This is a genomic window from Mycoplasmopsis lipofaciens ATCC 35015, from assembly GCF_000686585.1.
Classification (GTDB): domain Bacteria; phylum Bacillota_I; class Bacilli_A; order Mycoplasmatales; family Metamycoplasmataceae; genus Mycoplasmopsis; species Mycoplasmopsis lipofaciens.
Genome location: NZ_JMKY01000001.1, coordinates 141,590 through 161,573, shown reverse-complemented (window position 1 = coordinate 161,573; position 19,984 = coordinate 141,590). Strand labels below are relative to the sequence as shown.

Below are 19,984 nucleotides of genomic sequence, written 5' to 3'. Positions count from 1 at the left end.
TATGAAAATAATTAAAGTAAAAGACTATGATGCTATGTCTAAAAAAGCTGCATCAATGTTAGAAAACCAATTAGAAGAAAAATTAAATTCAAGAATTTGTTTTGCAACAGGTAATACACCTATTGGAATGTATAAAATTTTAGCAAAAAATAATCAAGCTAAAAAAACAACATTTAAATATGCAGTCACATTTAATTTAGATGAATATGTTGGTTTAGATCCCAAAAATCCTTGTTCATATCATTATTTTATGAATGAAAATTTATTTAATCACATAGATATTAATCCAAAAAACATTAATTTCCCAAATGGAATAGGAGATATAGCAAAAAACGCTAAAAAATATGAAAAAATAATTGAAGATAATTCTCAAATAGATTTTATGATTTTAGGTATTGGCACAAATGGTCATATTGCCTTTAATGAACCAGGTAGTACACCTGATCAATTAACACGCGAAGTTGAATTAACAGCAAGTACTATAAAGAGTAATAGAATTTATTTTGACAACCCAAACGACATTCCTAAAACTGCAATTTCAATGGGAATTGGTTCAATTTTAAAAGCAAAAAAGATTATATTGTTAGCTAGCGGAGCTGCAAAAGCTGAAGCTATTCGAAATGCTATTAAAGGTGAAATTTCATCTAGTTGCCCAGCAAGCTTTTTACAAAAACACAAAAATGTAACATTTATTGTTGATGAAGAAGCAGCATTAATGCTTTAATTAAAATAATTAGCCGAAAACATCACTCCTTAGATGTTTTCGTTTTTTTATGAAAAAAATGTGAAAATATCTAATTATATTATAATAATATAATTTTATTTTTTATAAATTAATATAATTTAAATTGAAGGTTTTCCTTCACAAAAATTTTAGAAAGGTTTTTAGATATTTATGTTTAAAAATATGACAACCGGCAAATGAGTTGTATTTTCGATGTGAATTATTTTTATTGTATTAATGATAACAACAATTATCTTTTCTTCAGTAACCACATTTTCATCATCGTTAACAACTAATAATGCTAAACTAACATTGTCAATTATCGGTTTTCTTTTCTTTTTATCTTTAGTAGCAGCTGTTCTTTCAACTGTTATTGTCGGATATATTGAAAAGAAAGCAAAAACCGAAAGGGGAGGTAGATAATGAATGCAACTGCAACGAAATCTACATCATTCGGTAGAAAATTACTAGAACAATTAGGTAAAGTTGGAAAAACATTAATGTTTCCAATAGCCGTATTACCTATTGCAGCTATTCTATTACGTGTTGGTGCGCAATTACCAGACAAATTAGGAACTGGTAGTGCAGCAGATACATTTGTAAAATTAGTTCATTTATTAGTTATTCAAAGTGGTGCTATTGTTTTTGATAACTTGCCATTATTATTTGCAATAGCTATTGGATTCTGTTTCACAAAAGATAACCGAGGAGAAGCGGCATTCGCTGCAGCTATTTCAATGCTATTATTAATGGTATTTTTATCAAAAGGTAACTTTATAGATTATATCTATGGTAATATCACAATTAAAGGTGCAATTCTTGATAGTGATGGAAAAATAGCATCTATATCAGGTAATCCTGTTGCAAAAGGTTTTGCAGGTATATTTGGTGACAAATATAATAGCGCATTATCTGGCAATGTTTTAAATGGTATTATTGTAGGTTTTATTACTGCAATTATATATAACCATTTTTCAGACGTTCAAATACCAAAAGTTTTAAGTTTCTTCTCAGGACGTCGTTTAATTCCTGCTATCGTAGTTCTTACAACAGGTCTTTGAGGATTAGCATATGCTATTGTATTCCCATGAATTGGATATTTATTCTTTTTAATTTCAAAATTACTAGGAGAAGCAAATTCTAATCGTTTTGCTAGAGCAAGTGTTATGGGCGTTTATGGTTTCCTAAACCGTTTATTAATTCCATTTGGTCTTCACCATATTCCAAACAACTTGTTCTGATTCCAATTAGGAGAATTCCACACAGAAAATGGTACTGCTGTTAATGGAGATATTTTCATTTTCTTAAATGGTGCTGCTAAGAATAACCCAGGTGGATTATTCCAAGCTGGATTCTTCCCAACAATGATGTTTGGATTACCAGCATTAGTTGGGGCATTCTACTTTACAGCAGACAATAAAGAACAAAAATCAAGAATTATTGCTATGTATGGATCAGCAGCAGTAATTTCAATGTTAACAGGTATTACAGAACCTATTGAATTTGCATTCATGTTTGTAAGTCCATTATTATATTTATTCCACGCTATTCTTACAGGAATATTTGCATTCATTACAGGAGTATTCGGAATTCAAATTGGATTCGGCTTCTCAGCAGGATTAATGGACTATCTATTATCATTCCCTAAATCATTAGCAATTATTAAAGAATCAGGATTTACAGGTGCTCACAAAGTATTTGCAAATCCAGCTTGAATAATTCCTATTGGTCTTGTTTGTGGTGCAACATATTTTGCAGTTGGTTACTTTACAATCAAAGGATTAAAATTAGAAACTCCAGGTCGCGGTTCAAATCAATTAATTGATCCTTCACAAATTGAAGAAAATATAAGTACATCAAGCAATTCAAAATTATCACCAAAAGCAAGAATGACAGTTTTAGCTTTAGGTGGATGAGATAATATTTCAAAATTTGGAAACTGTGCAACAAGACTAAGATATTCTGTTAAAGACATGTCGCTTGTTGATGATGCAGCATTAAAATCTGCTGGTGCATTGGGTATTATGCGTATGTCAGACAAAGACATTCAAATAATTATCGGTACTGAAGCAGAAAGCCTAAATTATGAAATTGAATCATCTGTTGGCTCAGAATTATAAAACATAAAAAAATAATCACGCTAAAGGCGTGATTTTCTTATATATTTTTTAAATTTAATTATTCTTCACTGATTGCATCAACTCCTGGAAGTACTGTTCCTTGAAGAAATTCAAGTGATGCACCACCTCCGGTTGAAACATGTGAAAATTTATCTTCCATGCCTAATTTAGCAACTGCTGCAGCACTATCGCCACCACCAACTACTGAATAAGCATCTTTTAATTCACCTATAGCTTTAGCAATTTGCAATGTACCATTTTTATAATTTTCGAATTCTGTAACTCCCATTGGTCCATTTCAAACAACTGTTTTTGCGCCATCTAATGCTTTAACAAATTTTTTAATAGTTTTTGGTCCAATGTCAAGTGACATTAAGTCTTGTGGAATTTCTTTTTCATATACAACTGGTGGAACATCTTCAAATTCCTTTGTACATTGAAAATCTACTGGTAAAACCACTTTATCAGAATATTTTGCTAAGAATTCTTTTGCAAATTCAATGCGATCTTCTTCTAATAATGAAGTTCCAATTTCTTTTCCTTGAGCTTTTAAGAAAGTGTATGCCATTCCGCCGCCAATAATCATTTTGTCAACTAAACCTATAATGTTTTTTAAAACTTTTATTTTGTCGCTTACTTTAGCACCACCAATGATAGCAACGTAAGGATGTTGAGGATTTTCAACCAATTTTGATAATGCTGTTAATTCTTTTTCCATTAAATAACCAACACCATTTTCTTTAATATTTTTAGCGATTCCAACATTTGAAGCATGGGATCTATGTGCTGTACCAAATGCATCATTAATATAAACATCACCTAAACTTGCTCAATATTTACCTAATTCAGGATTATTTTTGCTTTCAGCTTTATTATTCAAATCTTCATAACGTGTATTTTGAACCAATAAAACTTCGCCATTTTTTAATTCACTAATTGCTTTTTCTAATTCAGCACCACGTGTTGAATCAACAAATAAAACTGGTTTTTCTAATAATCTTGCTAATTCATTAGCAACTGGTCATAGATTTTTCTTAGCTTTATCTTCTTCAGTTTTCACTTTACCTAAATGAGAAAATAAAATTAATTTTCCTCTTTCTTCTAATACTTTTTTAATTGTTGGTAAAGCTGCAACAATACGTTTGTTTGATGTTATAACACCATCTTTTAAAGGAACATTAAAGTCCACTCTCATTAAAACTTTTTTTCCTCTTAGTGTTAAACTTTCAATTGTTCTTTTCATTTTATCTCCTTAGAACAGTTTAATTATTAACTATTATTAATTAATATTATAAATCAATAACAACATTAGAAAAAAAATTACTACAAAATGATTCATACATATGTGAAAACTTATTCACTTTAAAATTTAGTTGTAAAATAAATTTGATAAATCAAAAAGGAGAAAAATGAAAATATTAGTATTAGTACACAATAATTTTAATGACATTGAACTCACAACCACAATTAGTTGTTTACAGAAAACAGAAAAAATAACAAAAATAACTTACTTTAATCCTAAATATAAAGAAGCGAAAGGGCAATATAATATTGTTGAACTAAAACTTGAAAATGATTTTAATATTAATGAATATGATGCAATATTTATTCCTGGAGGTAAAGGAGCAAAAGAATTAAGAAATGATAAGAATTCACTTACTATTATCAATCAATTCGTTAAACAAAATAAATTCGTATTAGCTATATGTGATGCGCCAAATGTTTTATTTGAAAATTCAATAATAAAAAATGAAAATTATAGTTCTTTTCCTATTTATAATCTAAAATGTGGATTAAATAGAAACAATAATATGGTAAGTGTAGATTCAAAATTCATTACAGCAAAATGTGCTGCTAGTGCAATGGAATTTGGACTTGAAATTGTAAAAATATTTTTTGGCGAAAATGACTATAATAAAGTAAAATCTGCAATGTTTGGAAATTAAATTTTTTAGAATTAAAAATATTAGACACACCTATCTAATATTTTTAATTTTTATTTTAACAATTTAGAAATATAAGTTAAAACTTCATCAACTTTAGATATATCAGTTAAAGTAAAACCAGCAGAATTATGATGACCGCCTCCGCCAAAATGAATTGCAACTTTTGAAACATCAAAATATGTTTTAGATCTTAATTCGCCTCTATATGTTTGATTATCTTTTTTTAATAATGCTAATTGAACTTCTGTATTTGATATCTCTGTAAATTTAGCAACTAATGGCCTTGCAATATCATTTTCAATAATTTCGTCTGTAATTAAATATGTAACATTATTTTTAATAATTGCCTTATTACACATGTTAAATATTTTTTGATTTTCATCAAAATTTAAGGACATTTTTGTTAATAAATTAGCATAATTTAAACCTAATTTCATCAAATAAGACATACATTCAAAAGTTTCGTCTGATATATTTCTTTCTCTAAAATATTCTGTATCAGTAATAATTGCGACAGCAGCAGCTTCTAAAACCTCATTATTAACTTTTAAATTAAGATATTTAATTAACAGAACAATTAATTGTCCAGTGGCTGGTCAGTAATCACCTCCAATTTCAAACATTCATTGATTTTCAAAACCATGGTGATCAATTTTAACAGATTCTTTTGGCACAACCCTTTCATCGAAAATTCTATGAACTGTTGATGTGTCAACAACCACTTTTAAGGATTTTTGAAAGAATTCGTCATCTACTAATGATATATTATATTTGTCCAAAAAATTTAAATTTCTAGGATAATCACCTCCAGAAATTTTAACTTCTTTAACTTTTTGACAGTTTAATTCGATTAAATTTTTAAGAGCAACTGCACTACCCAATGTATCTCCATCTGGTTCAATATGAGTACATAAAGTTATATATTGATGTTGACTAATTAGCTCTCAAAAATCATGAAGTAATTTTTTTATATCATTGTTATTTTTCAACATTTATTTGTCCTTTTTTATTAAAAAATTTTCTTATAACTTTATCTTTAGCTTTTTGTGCATATTTATGTCTTTCAACAATTCTTCATTTTGCGATATCAGAATTTTTAAAAGTATCATAATAGACATTTCTAGTGATAGTTTTAAATTTATTACTTAAACATTTAAAATCTTTTTTAAATTTTCTATTCAAATTTTTAACAATTATTGATAATTCTTTTTCATTTAATGAATTTTCATTTCTTCATTTAAAATCTAGTAAATATAATTGAGTATACTTGAATTTTGCATTTATATAATTAGCAATCTTTAAATCATTAACAAAATTTTCATTAATTATATTTGCAATTACTAATGCTTTTTTTAGAATGTAATTTCTTCATCATCTTTTAATAAAAAAGTTTTGTTCAAAGAAATAACCTAAAATTAATTTTTTACGCAAGATATTTGAAATTTGTTCAAGAATTAGAAGCAAAATTATTGTAAAAATTAAAAATGACGACAATAGATTTCATTTGTCATAGGCTTGATAATTAGAAATTAATTGTCCAAATGGACTTGCTCCTACTATACCTATAACAACAGTAGATTTAAAATTTATTTCAACTCTATAAAGAAAATTTGACAAAGTTTGAGGCATTATTTCTTTCAATACACCAAATCTAATTTTTTGTCATCAATTAGCACCAACAGAATCAAGAGATTGAAAAATTTTATTATCAATTTTTTCGGTTGATTCACAAATTAATTTACCCAACATACCAATTGAATGTATTCCTAATGCTAACGCTCCTGCTCAAACGATATTCGGTGTTAATAAAATAAATAATAACGCATAAGTAAATGGAGGTATAGCTCTAATAACAATTATTATAACTTTAAATATAATTGAAAAATAATTGCCTGTGATATTTCTAGATGCTAATATACCTAAAAATAATGAAAGAATTAAACCAATTATAGAACTTATAATAGCAACAAATAAAGCTTCTAACCCTGAATTAATAGGGTTATTAGAATTTCATTCTCTAAAAACACTTCACTCAGGATGAAATAATTTATAAATTCCATCAATAAAATGCTTTCTTTTCAAATGATTAGCTAATTGTCATTCAATTTGAAAAATTGAAGCAACGACTAATGCTAAAATCAAAATTATAAGAATAATTTTTCATCAGTAATTTTTAGGTTTTTGCTTATTCAATTGTTGTAATTGGGTTTCAAAAGTATCTTTATTGCTAATTTTAGGGTGTTTTGGAATAAATTCTAATATATATTTTTTAACTAAAAAATTTAAAAATTCCACAAAAATAATAAATGCAACTAGAACTCATAAAACCACAGAAATATGTGGAGCACCGTCAGGTCCAACATATTCACTTGTTAATAAACTACCAACAGTTGAAATACCGACAACAGAAAGAATAGCAGCAAAACGAACAACCATCTCAAATGAATAAAATCCGTATGAAAAAATTCTTTTTGATAAATAAGGTAATATTGATTTTTTAAAAGCCAAAATTTTACTATTGCCAATAGCTTGTAATCCATGATAAGCAGTTACATCATATGTATCTAAATCTTCATATAATCATTTAGCCATTAAAGAAGAAATAAATAATGAAATACTCAATGTTGCTGCTAATTGATTAGAAACTAAATAAAAAAACATAAAAGTAAACACAACTGGAGGAATAGCTCTAATTATTGACATAATTGAACGCATAGGTATATAAATTCAAGGTGTTTTAATAAAGTTTTTTGAACTTAACAAAGCAATAGGAATAGATAAAATAATTCCAAATATAGTACCCAAAATAGAATATGAAACAGTTAATCACAATAAACGAAGGGATTCTATAAATGTTTCATACATTGTTATTTCTTTGGCACCTATTTTAAAACCATCTCCATTACCAAAAAATGCCCCAATTCTTCTTCAGAAAAATCTTCAATTTGAAAAATCAGGATTAATTTTGTAAACTAAATATATAAAAATTATAATTCCTAAAATTCAACCAAAAATTAATAATCAGGGAAATTTTTTAGTGACTTTTTGGTTATCAATATCTATAAATTTAGGATTAAAATAATTTATAAATTTTTGGAAAAACAATTTTAATTTTAAAGATAAACTTAGTTCACTTATATTATTCTTTAGATTTTTCATTTTTACTAAAACCTTTTATTTTATCTTGAATTTCTTGTTGAATATTTAAACGTTTACGGCGAGTTTCTTTAAATTGTTCCTCGTCAAATTGTTCTAATTTTTCACCATAAATTGTTTTTAATACTGATAAATCTACTTTATCTCATGGGCCATCAAAAACAACATTACCACCTTTAGTTATCCCGATAATTCTATCTGCATATTGCAACGCTAAATCAACATGATGCAAATTAGCTAAAATAGTAATATTATCCATTTTATTAACTAATAAAAATCCATCCATAACACTTTTAGCCATTATTGGGTCAAGTGCTCCAACTGGCTCGTCAGCTAAAATAATATTAGGTTTTTGTGCCAAAGTTCTTGCTAATGCAACACGTTGCATCTGTCCGCCCGAAAGATCCTTAGCTAAATCATATGAATTTTCTAAAATATTCACCTTTGCTAAACATTCGTATGCAAATCTCTTGTCTTCTTTAGAATATAAACCAAACAATGCTCTAAATTTATTCATTTGTGGTAATCTTGCAGTCAAAACATTTTGCAATACCGAGATATTATTGATTAAATTATATCCTTGAAACACAATTCCAATTTTAGTTCTAAATTTTCTTAATTTTTTACCTTTTAATTTGTTAACATCATAAGGTCCAACATTTAAAACTCCGCTTGTTATATTATTTATTCTATTTACAGTTTTTAAAAGCGTTGTTTTACCTGCTCCTGATAAACCAATTATTGCCACAAACTCGCCCTGATTAATAGAAAGATTGACATCAGTTAAACCAACCTTACCATTTGGATAAGTTTTATTAACGTTTTGTCAATCAATTTTTCAATCTTTATTTGTTGCAATAATATTTTTTTTAATATTATTGTCTTTTTTCATATTTTAATTCCTTAAATTTTTAAAAGTGTTCAAATCCTTCAAAATGTTTAATAAATCATTGTTCTGGATAAACATAAGATGAACTTGAGGTATTTGATGTATAACCAAATTTAACATATTTTTTAACATCATCTCACTTTAATTTTCAATTAGATCCTTGCTCATTTAAAGCATTTGTTACTAATTCATAAATTTTCGAGTCTTTTCTTGCAAAAATGTATGAACGATAGTAATTAACAATAGGCATTTCGTTATTAACAGGTTCTAATGAACTTACAGCATTGAATAAATCTTGTCCATATTTACCTTCAATTGCAGCTGTTGGACGTTTGCTTTTATCAGCTGAAATATATAGATTCTTGTTATTGAATTCTTTATAGTTATTCATTGCTTGAACCAATTCTTTTTCTTTATCAACCCCTAAAGCAGGTTCTGATGTATTATTTGTTGATTTATAAGGATCAATAATTTGTACATCTCTACCGGCTTGCAAAATAAATGACGCATCTCCTGAATGTTGAGCTCATGTTTCAACTGGTAAAAACGCAACGTCTTGTGTTTTGGCATTAAGAGCTTCTGCAGCTGCATTATAATCTTTTGAAACTGTAATAACAACATTATCAATACCTAAAACATTTCTAATATAATTACTTAAAACAGTTGTAGCATTTTGTACATATGTTGGATCTGAAGAAGGAATAAACATAATTCTAAATTCTTTAGCTCCTGCAATTTTTGTAACACTATTACCTGAAACTGTGAAATAATCACTACCTGCTAATGGTTTTTTAGTATATGCTTTCTTCTTTTCCCCACTTGTATTGTATGGAATTAATGAATCTAAGTTAACTTTTGAATAACCATCATGATTGTATATTTTGAATACTGATTGTGTTTTGTTATTATAAGTTACTAATAAAGATTTATCAGTAGGTTCAACTGCTGCTGGATTATTTTTTAGCTCTTTTAAATAATTAGAATAATCTTTTGCTTGTTTTTTAGCTAATTTAACAGCATCAATAAATATTTTTTGAATTGCTTCAATATCTCCTGCTTTTAAATCATTACGAGCTTGGATACCATCGTTTGCAATAACTTCTGTTGCGCCAATTGCAAAAATATTTTTAGCTTCTTCTTTAGCGTAAAATCTAGCATCGCTTCATGCTCCAGCAACTGTCACATCGCCATCTCCTAATTTAGTCATTAAATTATCATAGCTTCCTTCTTGTGAAACAGAATATTTTTCTGATGAACATGCTGCAGATACAAAAGGTAAAACCGCAGTTGTAGAAAGAGTTCCTAATGTGAACATTCATTTTGTATTTTTTTTCATTTTAATTGTCCTTTGATATGAATTTTTATTTTTTTTAACTTGAATTTTAATGTGCAATATTGATGACATTACACACGTTCATTTTAATATAATTTTTTATTAAAAAATGCAAAAAAATGAAAATTTTGCATTTATTATCATTTAAAAAAAGAACCCTAAAAATTTGTTATAATTATAGTCCAAAGATTTTTAAAAACACGCTTTTCAAAAGTTAATTTTATTTATTTAAATAGTTCAATAATTAAAATACATCAAAAAAAGTAGAGCCTAAACTCTACTTTTAATAATTAAAGATTTTATAATAATGTAAATTTTCCGCCAGCTTTTTCAATAGCATCAATTGCTGTTTTTGAAGCAGCGTGAAGTGAAACATTTAATTTTTTAGTTAATGTACCTTTACCTAATAATTTAACTGGTTGATTTCTTTTGATTAATTTTTCGCTAATTAAAACTTCTAAATTAATTGTGCTGTTTGCTTTAAAGTGTTCTTCTAAGTCTTGTAAATTAATTACTTGGTATTCAATGTGATTTACATTTGTAAAACCACGTTTTCCAATACGACGGAATCAAGGTGTTTGACCACCTTCAAAACCTAATCTATGACCTTTACGTTTATTTTGTCCTGATTGACCTTTACCGGCTTGTTTACCTTTACCAGCTGCATGACCACGTCCTACACGATGTTTTTCTTTACGACTACCTTCTGCTGATTTTAAATTACTTAATGATTGATTCATAGTTAATTCCTTTCTTAAATTGTTTTATAAATATCTTAATTTAATAATAATTTTAAGTACTTTTGATTAAATTTAAATCAAGTTGCTTAAACATTAATATAAATTTAAAAGTATAAAACTTTTATAAAAGATCTTTAACTTCTTTGCCTCTAATTTCAGCAATTTGTTCTGGTGTTCTTAAAGATTGTAAAGCTTTTAATGTTGCTCTAACAATATTAGCTTTTGAACGTGAACCGTAAGTTTTTGTATAGATATCTGTATAACCTGCCAATTCAATAACTGAACGAACTGTACCACTTGCAACAATACCTTTACCTTTAGGAGCAGGTTTTAACATTACACGACTTGCTAAAAATTTAGCATGAATTTCATGAGGAACTGTTGTTTTGTTATAAATTGGAACTGTAATTAAATGATTACGAGCATCTTTCACTGCTTTTTTGATTGAATCAGGAACTTCATTAGCTTTTCCATGTCCAAAACCAACACGTCCTTTTTTATCTCCAACCACTACATAAGCAGCAAATGAAAATCTACGTCCACCTTTTACAACTTTTGTTACACGTGCAATATCTACAACTTTTTCAGTAAAGTCTTTATTTGCGTTATCGAAATTGAAACGTTTTCTTGAACGTTCTCTTCTATCACGTGGTTTTTTACCATCAGGTTGTTCTTTATCACGGTCACGTGATACGTAAGATTTTTTTTCTCAAATAGGTTTTTTACCATCTTTATCAAAACTTCTATTTCTAGGAGCTCTAACTTCTTTTGTTCCAGCTTTTTCAGCTTGAATTTCAGTTTTTTGAACTTTAACTTCTTTTTCTTTATTTAATTCTGACATAATTAGAACTTAACTCCTTTTTCTCTAACAGCTTCGGCAAACGCTTTAACTTTTCCATGATAAATATATCCTGAACGATCGAAAACAATACTTTCTAATTTCATTTTTTTAATTAAATCACCCATTTTTAATCCAGCTTGTTTAGCAGATTCAACATTTCCGTGATATTCACCTTTTACTAATGTTGAAACACTTGCTAATGTTATTCCGCGTTCATCGTCAATCAATTGTGCGTAGAAATTTTGATTTGATTTAAATACACAAAGACGTGGTTTTAAAGCTGTTCCACTAATTTTTTGACGTTCTTTTAAGTGTTTAACCTTACGTGCTTCATTTCTTGATTTAGCCATAATATTTTCCTCCTAATAAGAACTACTTAGCAGCAGTCTTTCCTTCTTTACGTCTAATAACTTCATCTTTGTATGCAATACCTTTACCTGAATAAGGATTTGGTTTTCTAACCATACGCACTAATGCGGCAAATTGACCGACTTTTTCTTTACTTATTCCGCTAACAATAACTTCTGTTGGTTTAGGTGTTTCAACTTTGACATCACTAGGGATATCTAAATTTACTAAATGGCTATATCCTGCAGCAACTTCTAAAACATTGCCTTTTAATACTGCTTTATAACCAACACCTTTTATAATTAATTCTTTTTTGAAACCAGTTGAAACTCCAATAAGCATTGAATTAATTAATGCATTTGTTGTTCCATGTAATTGTTTTGTATGTTTTTCTTCATTTGCACGAATAGTTGATATACTATTATCTTCAATTTTAATTGCAATTAACGAACTAAATGTTTGTTTTAGTTCTCCTAATTTACCTTTAACAGTTAATGTTGTATTATCTAATGAAACTTCAACACCACTAGGGATTGCTAATACTCTATTTCCAACACGAGACATTATCTACCCCCTATCAAATGTAAGCGATAACTTCACCGCCAACATTTTCCTTACGTGCTTGTTTTTCAGTCATCATTCCTTTTGAAGTAGAAATAATTGCTGTTCCATAACCTGATAATACTGTAGGTAATTTTTCGGCTGAAGTATAAACTTTTAATCCAGGTTTAGAAATACGTTTAAAATCAACAATAGCACTTTGATTACCTTTGTATTTTAAACTAACTTCTAAAACTTTATCTTTACCTTCGCCTTTTTCAGTAACACTACCAATGTAGCCTTCGTTTAATAGAATTTCAAGTATTTTAGCTTTTTTGGTTGAAAAAGGAATAGTTACAGTTTTAAATTTTCTTTGATTCGCATTCTTAATACGAACAATCATATCTGAAATAGGATCTGTAATAAACATAATTATCAACTCGCTTTCTTCATGCCTGGAATTTTTCCTTCATGTGCTAAATTACGGAAACAAATACGGCAAACTTTGTATTTTCTTAATACAGCATGTGGACGACCACATAATTCACAACGTGTATAAGCACGTGTAGAGAATTTAGGGTGTTTTTTTGCTTTTGCTTTTAATGAAACTTTTGCCATAATTATCTTTCTCCTTTAGCGAATGGAATACCTATTAATTCTAATAAACTTTTTGCTTCTTCATCACTATTTACTGATGTTATTAATTGAACATCTAAACCTTTAATTCTACGAATTTTATCAAATTCGATTTCTGGGAATATGATTTCTTCTTTTACTCCTAATGAGTAATTCCCGCGACCATCAAAGGCTTTAGGATTTGCACCACGGAAATCACGAATACGTGGCATTGCAATATTAATTAATTTTTCTAAAAAGTCTCACATTCTATCACGTCTAAGAGTTACTTTTCCACCCATAGGCATACCTTCACGTAATTTTCATGAAGCGTTCGATTTTTTAGCTTTTGTTTGAAATGGTTTTTGACCTGAAATTGCTGTTAATTCATTTAATACTTCTTCGATAGCTTTTGAGTTAGTTACTTCTTTACCAGCAGTCATATTTAAAACAATTTTTTCTAAACGTGGTACTTGCATAACTGAAGAATAATTGTATTTTTTCATTAATGCAGGTACAACTGTTTTTGTGTAATAATCTTTTAAATTCATAATTATCATTCCTTCTTGGTCTTACGAGCAATTCTAACTTTTTTATTGTCTTTATCGAATTTATATCCAACTTTACTAAATGTAGCTGGTTTTTCTTTTGTTGCTTTTTTAACTAAAATAGCTATATTTGAAACGTGAATTGGAGCTTCTGTACGTTTAATGGTTCCATCTTGACCTTGAGTTGGTTTAACATGTTTTGTTACCATATTAACATCTTTTATAAATACTCTGTTGTTTTTTAAGTCAGTACGAATTATACGTCCAACTTGTCCTTTATTATCTCCTGCGATAACTACGACTTCATCATTTTTTCTAAATTTAACTTTCATATATTACCTCTTATAACACTTCAGGAGCTAATGAAACTATTTTCAAATAACCACGATCACGTAATTCACGTGCTACAGGTCCAAAAACACGAGTTCCACGCATTGATTTGTCTTCCTTAATTAATACAACAGCATTATCATCGAATTTAATATGTGAACCATTGTCACGTTTAATTCCATAACGACTACGTACAATAACCGCTTTAACCACTTGACCTTCTTTAACTAAACCATTTGGTAAAGCTTTTTTAACTGAACAAATAATTACATCACCTATATTAGCTGTTTTTTTTCTAGAACCACCTAAAACTCTAATAACACCAACTTGTTTTGCGCCAGAGTTATCAGCAACATTTAATTTTGATAATTCAATAACCATTATTTTTCTCCTTCAGTAGCTTTATGTTTAATATCTACTAAACGAAAATGTTTTGTTTTTGAAAGTGGTCTAGTTTCCATAATTGTTACAATATCATTTACATTAGCTAATAATTTTTCATCATGTACCGCAAAACGTTTTGTTGTTCTAAAACGTTTTGAGTAAAGATAGTGTGATCTATAGCTTTCAACTTCAACAAAAATTGTTTTATCGCCTCTAACTTTGGTTACACGACCAGTTAAAATTTTTCTAGTTTGTGTTGATCTTTCCATTATTTAGCTCCTTTTGCTTCTTGACTTTTTAATTCATTTAAAGCTGTTAAAGCTTTTGCGATATCTTTTCTAACAACTTTGATTTTATGACTTTGGTCTAATTGACCTGTAACATTTTGAAAACGTAATGTAAATAATTCAGCTTTTAAGTCAGCAATTAATTTTTGAAGTTCTTCAACACTTTTACCTTTAATATCTTTATAAAGCATTATTGTTGACCTCCTTCATTTTTAGCAACAATTTTTCAACTAACTGGCAATTTGTGACCACCTAAACGAAGTGCATCACGAGCAATTTCTTCTTTAACACCTGAAACTTCAAACATCATTGTATTAACTTTAACAGGTGTATATCATTTTTCAGGTGTACCTTTACCTGAACCCATACGAACTCCAATAGGTTTTGAAGTTTTAGCAAAGTGAGGGAAAATACGAATAATAACTTGTCCTTCACGACCCATACGACGGGTAATAGCAATACGTGCACTTTCAATTTGACGAGCTGTAACTCATGCACTTGTAATTGCTTGTAAACCAAATTCACCATATGCAACTGTATTACCTTTGTGAGCTTTACGTTTGTCATGATGAACTAGAAATGGTTTACGGTATTTAGTTCTTTTTGGTTGAAGCATCTCTTGACCCTCCTTCCAAAATTTCACCTTTTGAAATTCAAACTTTAACTCCAATTGCACCATATGTTGTACGGGCAGTTGCACGAGCAAAGTCAACATTTTGTCTTAAAGTATGAAGTTTCATTTCGCCACGACTATAACCTTCTGTACGAGCCATGTCAACTCCATTTAAACGACCACTAACAGCAGTTTTAATACCTTTAGCGCCGCCTCTTAAAGCATCATTAATCACTGATTTTTGAGCGATACGAAAACTTTCACGATTTTCCAATCTTATTGCAATAGCTTCTGCAGCTAAACGTGCATTAAGTTCAGGATTTTTGAGTAAAACAACTTGTAAATTAATATCAAGAGTTCTATTTTTAAGGTATTTATGTAAATCCTTATTCATTTTGTCGATGGTTGTACCACCTTCACTAACTAACTTATTTGGTGTAGCTGAGTGAATTAAAACAGTTATTTTATTTTGTTGATTTCTTTTAATTTCCACTTGGCCAATTTGATATTTACGTACTAATTTGTCGAAGAATTTATAGATTTTAGCATCTTGAACTAAATATTCACCATAATTTTTCTTTTCGCTGAATCATACTGTATTGTGTGATTTAGTAACTCCATAACGGAAGCCATTTGGATTAACTTTTTGTCCCATACTTTTTACCTATTCCTTTTCTTCTAATGTAATTGTCATGTGTGATGTACGTTTTAAAATTGAGAATGCGCGACCTTGTGAATGTGGTTGATATCTTTTTAATGTTGGTCCTTCGTTTACTAAGATTTCTTTTACAAATAATTTTGAAGCATCCATTCCATGGTTGTTTGTTGCATTCGCAACAGCTGCGTTTAGAAGTTTAATAAATATTTTTGAAGCTTTTTTGTTTGTATTATTTAGAATACCTAAAGCATTACGAATGTCTTTGCCTCTAAATAAATCAGCAACTAATCTAGCTTTACGAGCAGAAATACGTTGCATTTTTACATGTGCTTGTGCTTGTTGAGCCATTATTTCTTACCTTTATCTGCACCATGACCTGAGAAGGTACGTGTAGGAGCAAATTCTCCTAATTTATGACCAACCATGTCATCTGTTACATAAACTTCTATAAATTGACGACCATTATGTACTTGGAATGTTAAACCTATAAAATTAGGAAAAATTGTCGATCTTCTTGATCATGTTTTTATAGGTTTTTTAGGTGCTTTACCTTCAACGATAGCATCTACTTTTTTAAGTAAATGTTCGTCAGCAAATGGTCCTTTTCTTAAACTACGAGCCATTATTTAGCATCCTTTCTTCTTCTTAAAATTAATTTATTTGAAGATTTCTTAGTTTTACGTGTTTTAACACCAAGAGCTTTTTTACCTCAAGGGGTAAGAGGAGCTTTACGTCCAACAGGTTGTTTACCTTCACCACCACCATGAGGGTGATCAACAGGGTTCATAACAGAACCACGTACAGTAGGTCTAATACCTTTATGACGATTACGTCCTGCTTTACCTAGATCAACTAATGAGTGTTCTTCATTACCAACTGTTCCAATAGTTGCACGACAACGTGCTAGAATACGACGCATTTCGCCTGATTTTAGACGCAATACAACGTATTTTCCATCTTCATCTTTACCCAAGATTTGAGCTGAAGTTCCAGCACTTCTTGCAATAATGCCACCACCACCTGGTTGCATTTCTATATTATGTACAAATGTACCTTCAGGAATATTTGCTAGAGGTAATGTATTACCCACTAAAATATCAACATTAGTTCCTGACATAACTGTTTGTCCCACTTTAATCCCTTGTGGGGCTAGGATATATCTTTTTTCTCCATCAGCATATGCTAATAAACAAATATTAGCTGAACGGTTTGTATCATATTCAATTGATTTAACCTTTGCTGAAATATTATCTTTATTACGTTTGAAGTCGATAATTCTGTAATATCTCTTAACACGTCCACCGTGATGACGTACTGTAATCTTACCTTGATTATTTCTACCAGCATTATTCTTAAGAATAACCATTAAAGATTTTTCTGGTGCGTGACCACTTAAATTTTGATTGTAATTAAGAGATGACATATTACGACGACCATTCGTAGTTGGCTTGTAATGTTTAATTGCCATTTCTTTCTCCTTGCTTAAAAATATTTGAGGAATTTTTTCTTTTAAGCAAAATTAAATCCTCTATTTTTCTTTTTTACCGCTTCTTGCTACTTTTTTTGTAGTTGTTGAAGCTTTTTTTGTTGTAGTTGATTTTGCATCAACTTTTTTAGCAGCTTTTTTAGCAGCGATTTTTTCTGCCAATTTAGCTTCTTTTGCCTTAGCATCTGCTTTTTCAGCTTCTTTTGCCTTAGCTACTTCTTTAGCTTTCTTATCTGCTTTATCTTGTGCTTCTACTTCGTTTGGATAGAAATTAATAACACCTTCTGATAAAGTAACAATAGCCTTTTTATAACGGTTTTCAAAACCTTCAAAACGTCCTACTCTTTTATATTTTTTATCAACTTTAAGAGTATTTACTTTAGCAACTTTTACTTTAAAAATAAATTCAATAGCTTCTTTAATTTGAAATTTATTTGCATTTCAAGCTACTTCAAATGTATAAGTATTATTTTGTTGTTGAATATTAGACTTTTCAGTAAGAATAGGTCTACGGATAATTTGTGTTACTTCCATTATTTAATTCTCCCTTCAAAGATCTTTAATCCTTCATTTGATAATACCAATGCATCTGCTCAAATTAATTGTTCAACTAAAACACTATTTGGTTTAACACAAATAACATTTGGTAAATTATTTACAGACTTATAAACAATTTCATCATTTGTAACAATCAAAATATGTTTTAGATTTTGAATTTTTAAACTAATTAATTTTTTAGCTGCTGCTTGTGTTGAGATTTTTGCTAATTTAAAATCATCAATAACAACTGAATGGTTATTTGAAAGAATTGTTAAAGCACTAATAAATGCTGCTTTTTTAACTTTCTTATTAACCTTAAGTGTGTAATTTCTTTCTGGTGTAGGACCAAATGCTCTACCACCACCTACTCAAATTGGTGATCTTGTAGAACCTGCACGTGCACGTCCTGTACCTTTTTGTCTTCAAGGTTTTTTACCACCACCACGAACTTCTGCACGATTTTTAACATCATGTGTTCCTTGACGTCTTGATGCTCTCTCAGACATAATGGTGTCAAAAATTGCTTGTTCATAAATTTTTTCTGATGAAAATAATTCTTTAGGTAATTTTTTATTATCAAAATCTAAAATAATAACTTTTGTAAATTTTTCATTAGTTGCTCTTTTAGCACCTTTAATTTTAACATTTGATAATTTTGTATCTGTTGAAGTAATAGTTTTAGCAGTACGTTTAGTTGCTGCAGCTGCTTTTTTAACTTCATCAATTTCTGCTTTAGCTTTTGCTGCAACTGCTGCTTTATTTTTTACTTCTTGTGTTGCTGATTTAGCTTTTTCAGATTTGATTTCTGCTGCAATTTTTTTAGTAGCTCTTGTTTTTTTTGTTTCCTGAGCTTTTGCTTCTGCTTTTGAAGTTGAATTTGCAGTTGTAGATTTTTTAGTTTTGGTTGATTTAGCAGCTGCTGTTTTTTTCGCAGTAGAAGTTTTCTTTACTTCTTTTGCATCATTAGCTACTGATAATTTAGTTTTTTTAGTATCAGCCATGATTATTTATCTCCTTCTGCTTCTTGTGCTTTTTCTTGAACTTTTTTAGCCTCTTCTGCTTCTTCGGCAGCTTTAATTAGAGGTTCTAATTCACTTGAATGCATTCCAACTTGTACTTCGATATTGTATTTTTTAGCTTGTTCAACTAATTCATTCATTCTAATTACTTCTTTAACATCAACTAATTTAACACCTTCGTGATTTGGTAAACCTTTAACAGCTTCCTTAATAATCACATATGACTTTTTAGGTCCAGGAATAGAACCTTTTACTAAAATTAAATTATTTTCAATATCTATCTTAACAATTTCTAAATTTTGAACTGTAGTTCTAACAGCTCCTAAATGTCCAGGCATTGTCATACCTTTGAAAACACGGTTACCGGCAATATCACCTAATGATCCTGTTTGTCTAATAGGTTGGCTACCACCACCACCACCGTGAGATTTAGGTCCAATGTGTTGGTTTCATCTTTTAATTGTACCCGCAAATCCTTTACCTTTTGAAGTTCCAGTAACATCTACTAATTCTCCAACAGCAAAAATATCTGCTTTAACACTTTGTCCTAATTCGTAACCAGACATGTCACGAATTTCTTTTACGTAGCGCTTAGGTGTTGTTTTCGCTTGGGCAAATTGGCCTTTTAAAGGTTTATTACCTTGATTTTGTTTTCTTTCACCAACAGCTAATTGGGTTGCAACATAACCATTTTTATCTGCGGTTAAAACTTTAGTAACAACATTTGGTTCAACTTCAATTACTGTAACTGGTAAAATTTGACCGAATTCAGTAAAGATTTGAGTCATTCCAACTTTACGTCCTAAGATTCCTTTCATAATAGTCTCCTTAAATAATTTGTACATTAGTTGATTCATTTCAACATAA

Annotated in this window: 28 protein-coding genes; 4 read left to right on the top strand and 24 right to left on the bottom strand. The window is 29.2% G+C overall.

Going from position 1 to position 19,984, the window contains the following annotated elements; all coding sequences use genetic code 4:
- The first annotated feature begins 1 nt into the window (after window position 1).
- The 3 genes from nagB (at window position 2) to T388_RS0100800 (ending at window position 2,844) form a co-directional block, all read left to right on the top strand.
- Window positions 2–724, top strand: a complete 723-nt coding sequence (gene nagB, locus T388_RS0100810) for a glucosamine-6-phosphate deaminase (RefSeq protein ID WP_027120450.1) — start codon at window positions 2–4, stop codon at window positions 722–724.
- Between the two features lie 213 nt (window positions 725–937).
- Window positions 938–1,147 carry a hypothetical protein gene (locus T388_RS0100805; protein WP_027120449.1) on the top strand — a complete coding sequence of 70 codons (210 nt, stop codon included), beginning with the start codon at window positions 938–940 and terminating at the stop codon, window positions 1,145–1,147.
- A complete protein-coding gene (locus T388_RS0100800) occupies window positions 1,147–2,844 on the top strand; it encodes a PTS transporter subunit EIIC (protein WP_036456763.1) in 1,698 nt (565 codons plus the stop codon). The genes T388_RS0100805 and T388_RS0100800 overlap by 1 nt, the downstream gene beginning before the upstream one ends.
- A gap of 58 nt (window positions 2,845–2,902) precedes the next feature.
- Here the strand turns inward: T388_RS0100800 and T388_RS0100795 are convergent, their stop codons facing one another.
- Window positions 2,903–4,087, bottom strand: a complete 1,185-nt coding sequence (locus T388_RS0100795; protein WP_027120447.1) for a phosphoglycerate kinase — start codon at window positions 4,085–4,087, stop codon at window positions 2,903–2,905.
- A gap of 166 nt (window positions 4,088–4,253) precedes the next feature.
- Between T388_RS0100795 and T388_RS0100790 the strand changes: the two genes are divergently transcribed.
- Window positions 4,254–4,790 carry a DJ-1/PfpI family protein gene (locus T388_RS0100790; protein ID WP_027120446.1) on the top strand — a complete coding sequence of 179 codons (537 nt, stop codon included), beginning with the start codon at window positions 4,254–4,256 and terminating at the stop codon, window positions 4,788–4,790.
- A gap of 50 nt (window positions 4,791–4,840) precedes the next feature.
- On the opposite strand, the gene T388_RS0100785 is transcribed toward T388_RS0100790, so the two are convergent.
- The 23 genes from T388_RS0100785 to rplC all read right to left on the bottom strand — a co-directional run bounded on the left by T388_RS0100785 (window position 4,841) and on the right by rplC (window position 19,935).
- The gene (locus tag T388_RS0100785) at window positions 4,841–5,782 is read right to left on the bottom strand and encodes a DHH family phosphoesterase (RefSeq protein ID WP_027120445.1); all 942 of its coding nucleotides are present in this window, start codon (window positions 5,780–5,782) and stop codon (window positions 4,841–4,843) included.
- Window positions 5,769–7,949: a PhnE/PtxC family ABC transporter permease gene (locus T388_RS0100780; RefSeq protein WP_027120444.1), complete on the bottom strand. Its 2,181-nt coding sequence runs from the start codon at window positions 7,947–7,949 to the stop codon at window positions 5,769–5,771. The genes T388_RS0100785 and T388_RS0100780 overlap by 14 nt, the downstream gene beginning before the upstream one ends.
- Window positions 7,930–8,838 (bottom strand): phosphonate ABC transporter ATP-binding protein, encoded by a 909-nt coding sequence (phnC, locus tag T388_RS03625; protein ID WP_027120443.1) that lies wholly within the window; start codon window positions 8,836–8,838, stop codon window positions 7,930–7,932. The genes T388_RS0100780 and phnC overlap by 20 nt, the downstream gene beginning before the upstream one ends.
- Before the next feature lie 19 nt (window positions 8,839–8,857).
- The gene (locus T388_RS0100770) at window positions 8,858–10,171 is read right to left on the bottom strand and encodes a PhnD/SsuA/transferrin family substrate-binding protein (RefSeq protein ID WP_084489740.1); all 1,314 of its coding nucleotides are present in this window, start codon (window positions 10,169–10,171) and stop codon (window positions 8,858–8,860) included.
- A gap of 296 nt (window positions 10,172–10,467) precedes the next feature.
- The gene (rplO, locus tag T388_RS0100765; protein WP_027120441.1) at window positions 10,468–10,908 is read right to left on the bottom strand and encodes a 50S ribosomal protein L15; all 441 of its coding nucleotides are present in this window, start codon (window positions 10,906–10,908) and stop codon (window positions 10,468–10,470) included.
- A gap of 121 nt (window positions 10,909–11,029) precedes the next feature.
- A complete protein-coding gene (rpsE, locus tag T388_RS03965; RefSeq protein ID WP_027120440.1) occupies window positions 11,030–11,749 on the bottom strand; it encodes a 30S ribosomal protein S5 in 720 nt (239 codons plus the stop codon).
- 2 nt (window positions 11,750–11,751) lie between these two features.
- Window positions 11,752–12,099, bottom strand: coding sequence for a 50S ribosomal protein L18 (gene rplR, locus T388_RS0100755; protein ID WP_027120439.1), 348 nt, complete (start codon window positions 12,097–12,099; stop codon window positions 11,752–11,754).
- A gap of 22 nt (window positions 12,100–12,121) precedes the next feature.
- Window positions 12,122–12,661 carry a 50S ribosomal protein L6 gene (gene rplF, locus T388_RS0100750; RefSeq protein ID WP_027120438.1) on the bottom strand — a complete coding sequence of 180 codons (540 nt, stop codon included), beginning with the start codon at window positions 12,659–12,661 and terminating at the stop codon, window positions 12,122–12,124.
- Between the two features lie 10 nt (window positions 12,662–12,671).
- Entirely contained in the window at window positions 12,672–13,067 is a 396-nt protein-coding gene (gene rpsH / locus T388_RS0100745) for a 30S ribosomal protein S8 (protein ID WP_027120437.1), read from the bottom strand.
- Window positions 13,068–13,069: 2 nt separating this feature from the next.
- Entirely contained in the window at window positions 13,070–13,255 is a 186-nt protein-coding gene (locus tag T388_RS0100740) for a type Z 30S ribosomal protein S14 (protein ID WP_027120436.1), read from the bottom strand.
- Window positions 13,256–13,257: 2 nt separating this feature from the next.
- Entirely contained in the window at window positions 13,258–13,803 is a 546-nt protein-coding gene (rplE, locus tag T388_RS0100735) for a 50S ribosomal protein L5 (RefSeq protein WP_027120435.1), read from the bottom strand.
- 2 nt (window positions 13,804–13,805) lie between these two features.
- Window positions 13,806–14,132: a 50S ribosomal protein L24 gene (rplX, locus tag T388_RS0100730; RefSeq protein WP_027120434.1), complete on the bottom strand. Its 327-nt coding sequence runs from the start codon at window positions 14,130–14,132 to the stop codon at window positions 13,806–13,808.
- Window positions 14,133–14,142: 10 nt separating this feature from the next.
- Window positions 14,143–14,511, bottom strand: coding sequence for a 50S ribosomal protein L14 (gene rplN, locus T388_RS0100725; RefSeq protein WP_027120433.1), 369 nt, complete (start codon window positions 14,509–14,511; stop codon window positions 14,143–14,145).
- A complete protein-coding gene (gene rpsQ, locus T388_RS0100720; RefSeq protein WP_027120432.1) occupies window positions 14,511–14,783 on the bottom strand; it encodes a 30S ribosomal protein S17 in 273 nt (90 codons plus the stop codon). Before rpsQ ends, rplN begins: the two co-directional genes overlap by 1 nt.
- Window positions 14,783–14,992 (bottom strand): 50S ribosomal protein L29, encoded by a 210-nt coding sequence (rpmC, locus tag T388_RS0100715; protein WP_027120431.1) that lies wholly within the window; start codon window positions 14,990–14,992, stop codon window positions 14,783–14,785. The genes rpsQ and rpmC overlap by 1 nt, the downstream gene beginning before the upstream one ends.
- The gene (rplP, locus tag T388_RS0100710) at window positions 14,992–15,417 is read right to left on the bottom strand and encodes a 50S ribosomal protein L16 (protein WP_027120430.1); all 426 of its coding nucleotides are present in this window, start codon (window positions 15,415–15,417) and stop codon (window positions 14,992–14,994) included. Before rplP ends, rpmC begins: the two co-directional genes overlap by 1 nt.
- Window positions 15,395–16,069 carry a 30S ribosomal protein S3 gene (rpsC, locus tag T388_RS0100705; RefSeq protein WP_027120429.1) on the bottom strand — a complete coding sequence of 225 codons (675 nt, stop codon included), beginning with the start codon at window positions 16,067–16,069 and terminating at the stop codon, window positions 15,395–15,397. Before rpsC ends, rplP begins: the two co-directional genes overlap by 23 nt.
- Window positions 16,070–16,078: 9 nt before the next feature.
- Complete coding sequence (gene rplV, locus T388_RS0100700; RefSeq protein WP_027120428.1) at window positions 16,079–16,420, bottom strand: 50S ribosomal protein L22; 342 nt, start codon at window positions 16,418–16,420, stop codon at window positions 16,079–16,081.
- Window positions 16,420–16,695: a 30S ribosomal protein S19 gene (rpsS, locus tag T388_RS0100695; RefSeq protein WP_027120427.1), complete on the bottom strand. Its 276-nt coding sequence runs from the start codon at window positions 16,693–16,695 to the stop codon at window positions 16,420–16,422. Before rpsS ends, rplV begins: the two co-directional genes overlap by 1 nt.
- On the bottom strand, window positions 16,695–17,540 hold the full coding sequence (gene rplB, locus T388_RS0100690) for a 50S ribosomal protein L2 (RefSeq protein ID WP_027120426.1): 846 nt from the start codon (window positions 17,538–17,540) through the stop codon (window positions 16,695–16,697). Before rplB ends, rpsS begins: the two co-directional genes overlap by 1 nt.
- Before the next feature lie 60 nt (window positions 17,541–17,600).
- Window positions 17,601–18,092 (bottom strand): 50S ribosomal protein L23, encoded by a 492-nt coding sequence (rplW, locus tag T388_RS0100685; RefSeq protein ID WP_027120425.1) that lies wholly within the window; start codon window positions 18,090–18,092, stop codon window positions 17,601–17,603.
- Complete coding sequence (gene rplD / locus T388_RS0100680; protein ID WP_027120424.1) at window positions 18,092–19,099, bottom strand: 50S ribosomal protein L4; 1,008 nt, start codon at window positions 19,097–19,099, stop codon at window positions 18,092–18,094. Before rplD ends, rplW begins: the two co-directional genes overlap by 1 nt.
- 2 nt (window positions 19,100–19,101) lie before the next feature.
- Entirely contained in the window at window positions 19,102–19,935 is an 834-nt protein-coding gene (gene rplC, locus T388_RS0100675; RefSeq protein ID WP_027120423.1) for a 50S ribosomal protein L3, read from the bottom strand.
- Window positions 19,936–19,984 lie beyond the last annotated feature (49 nt).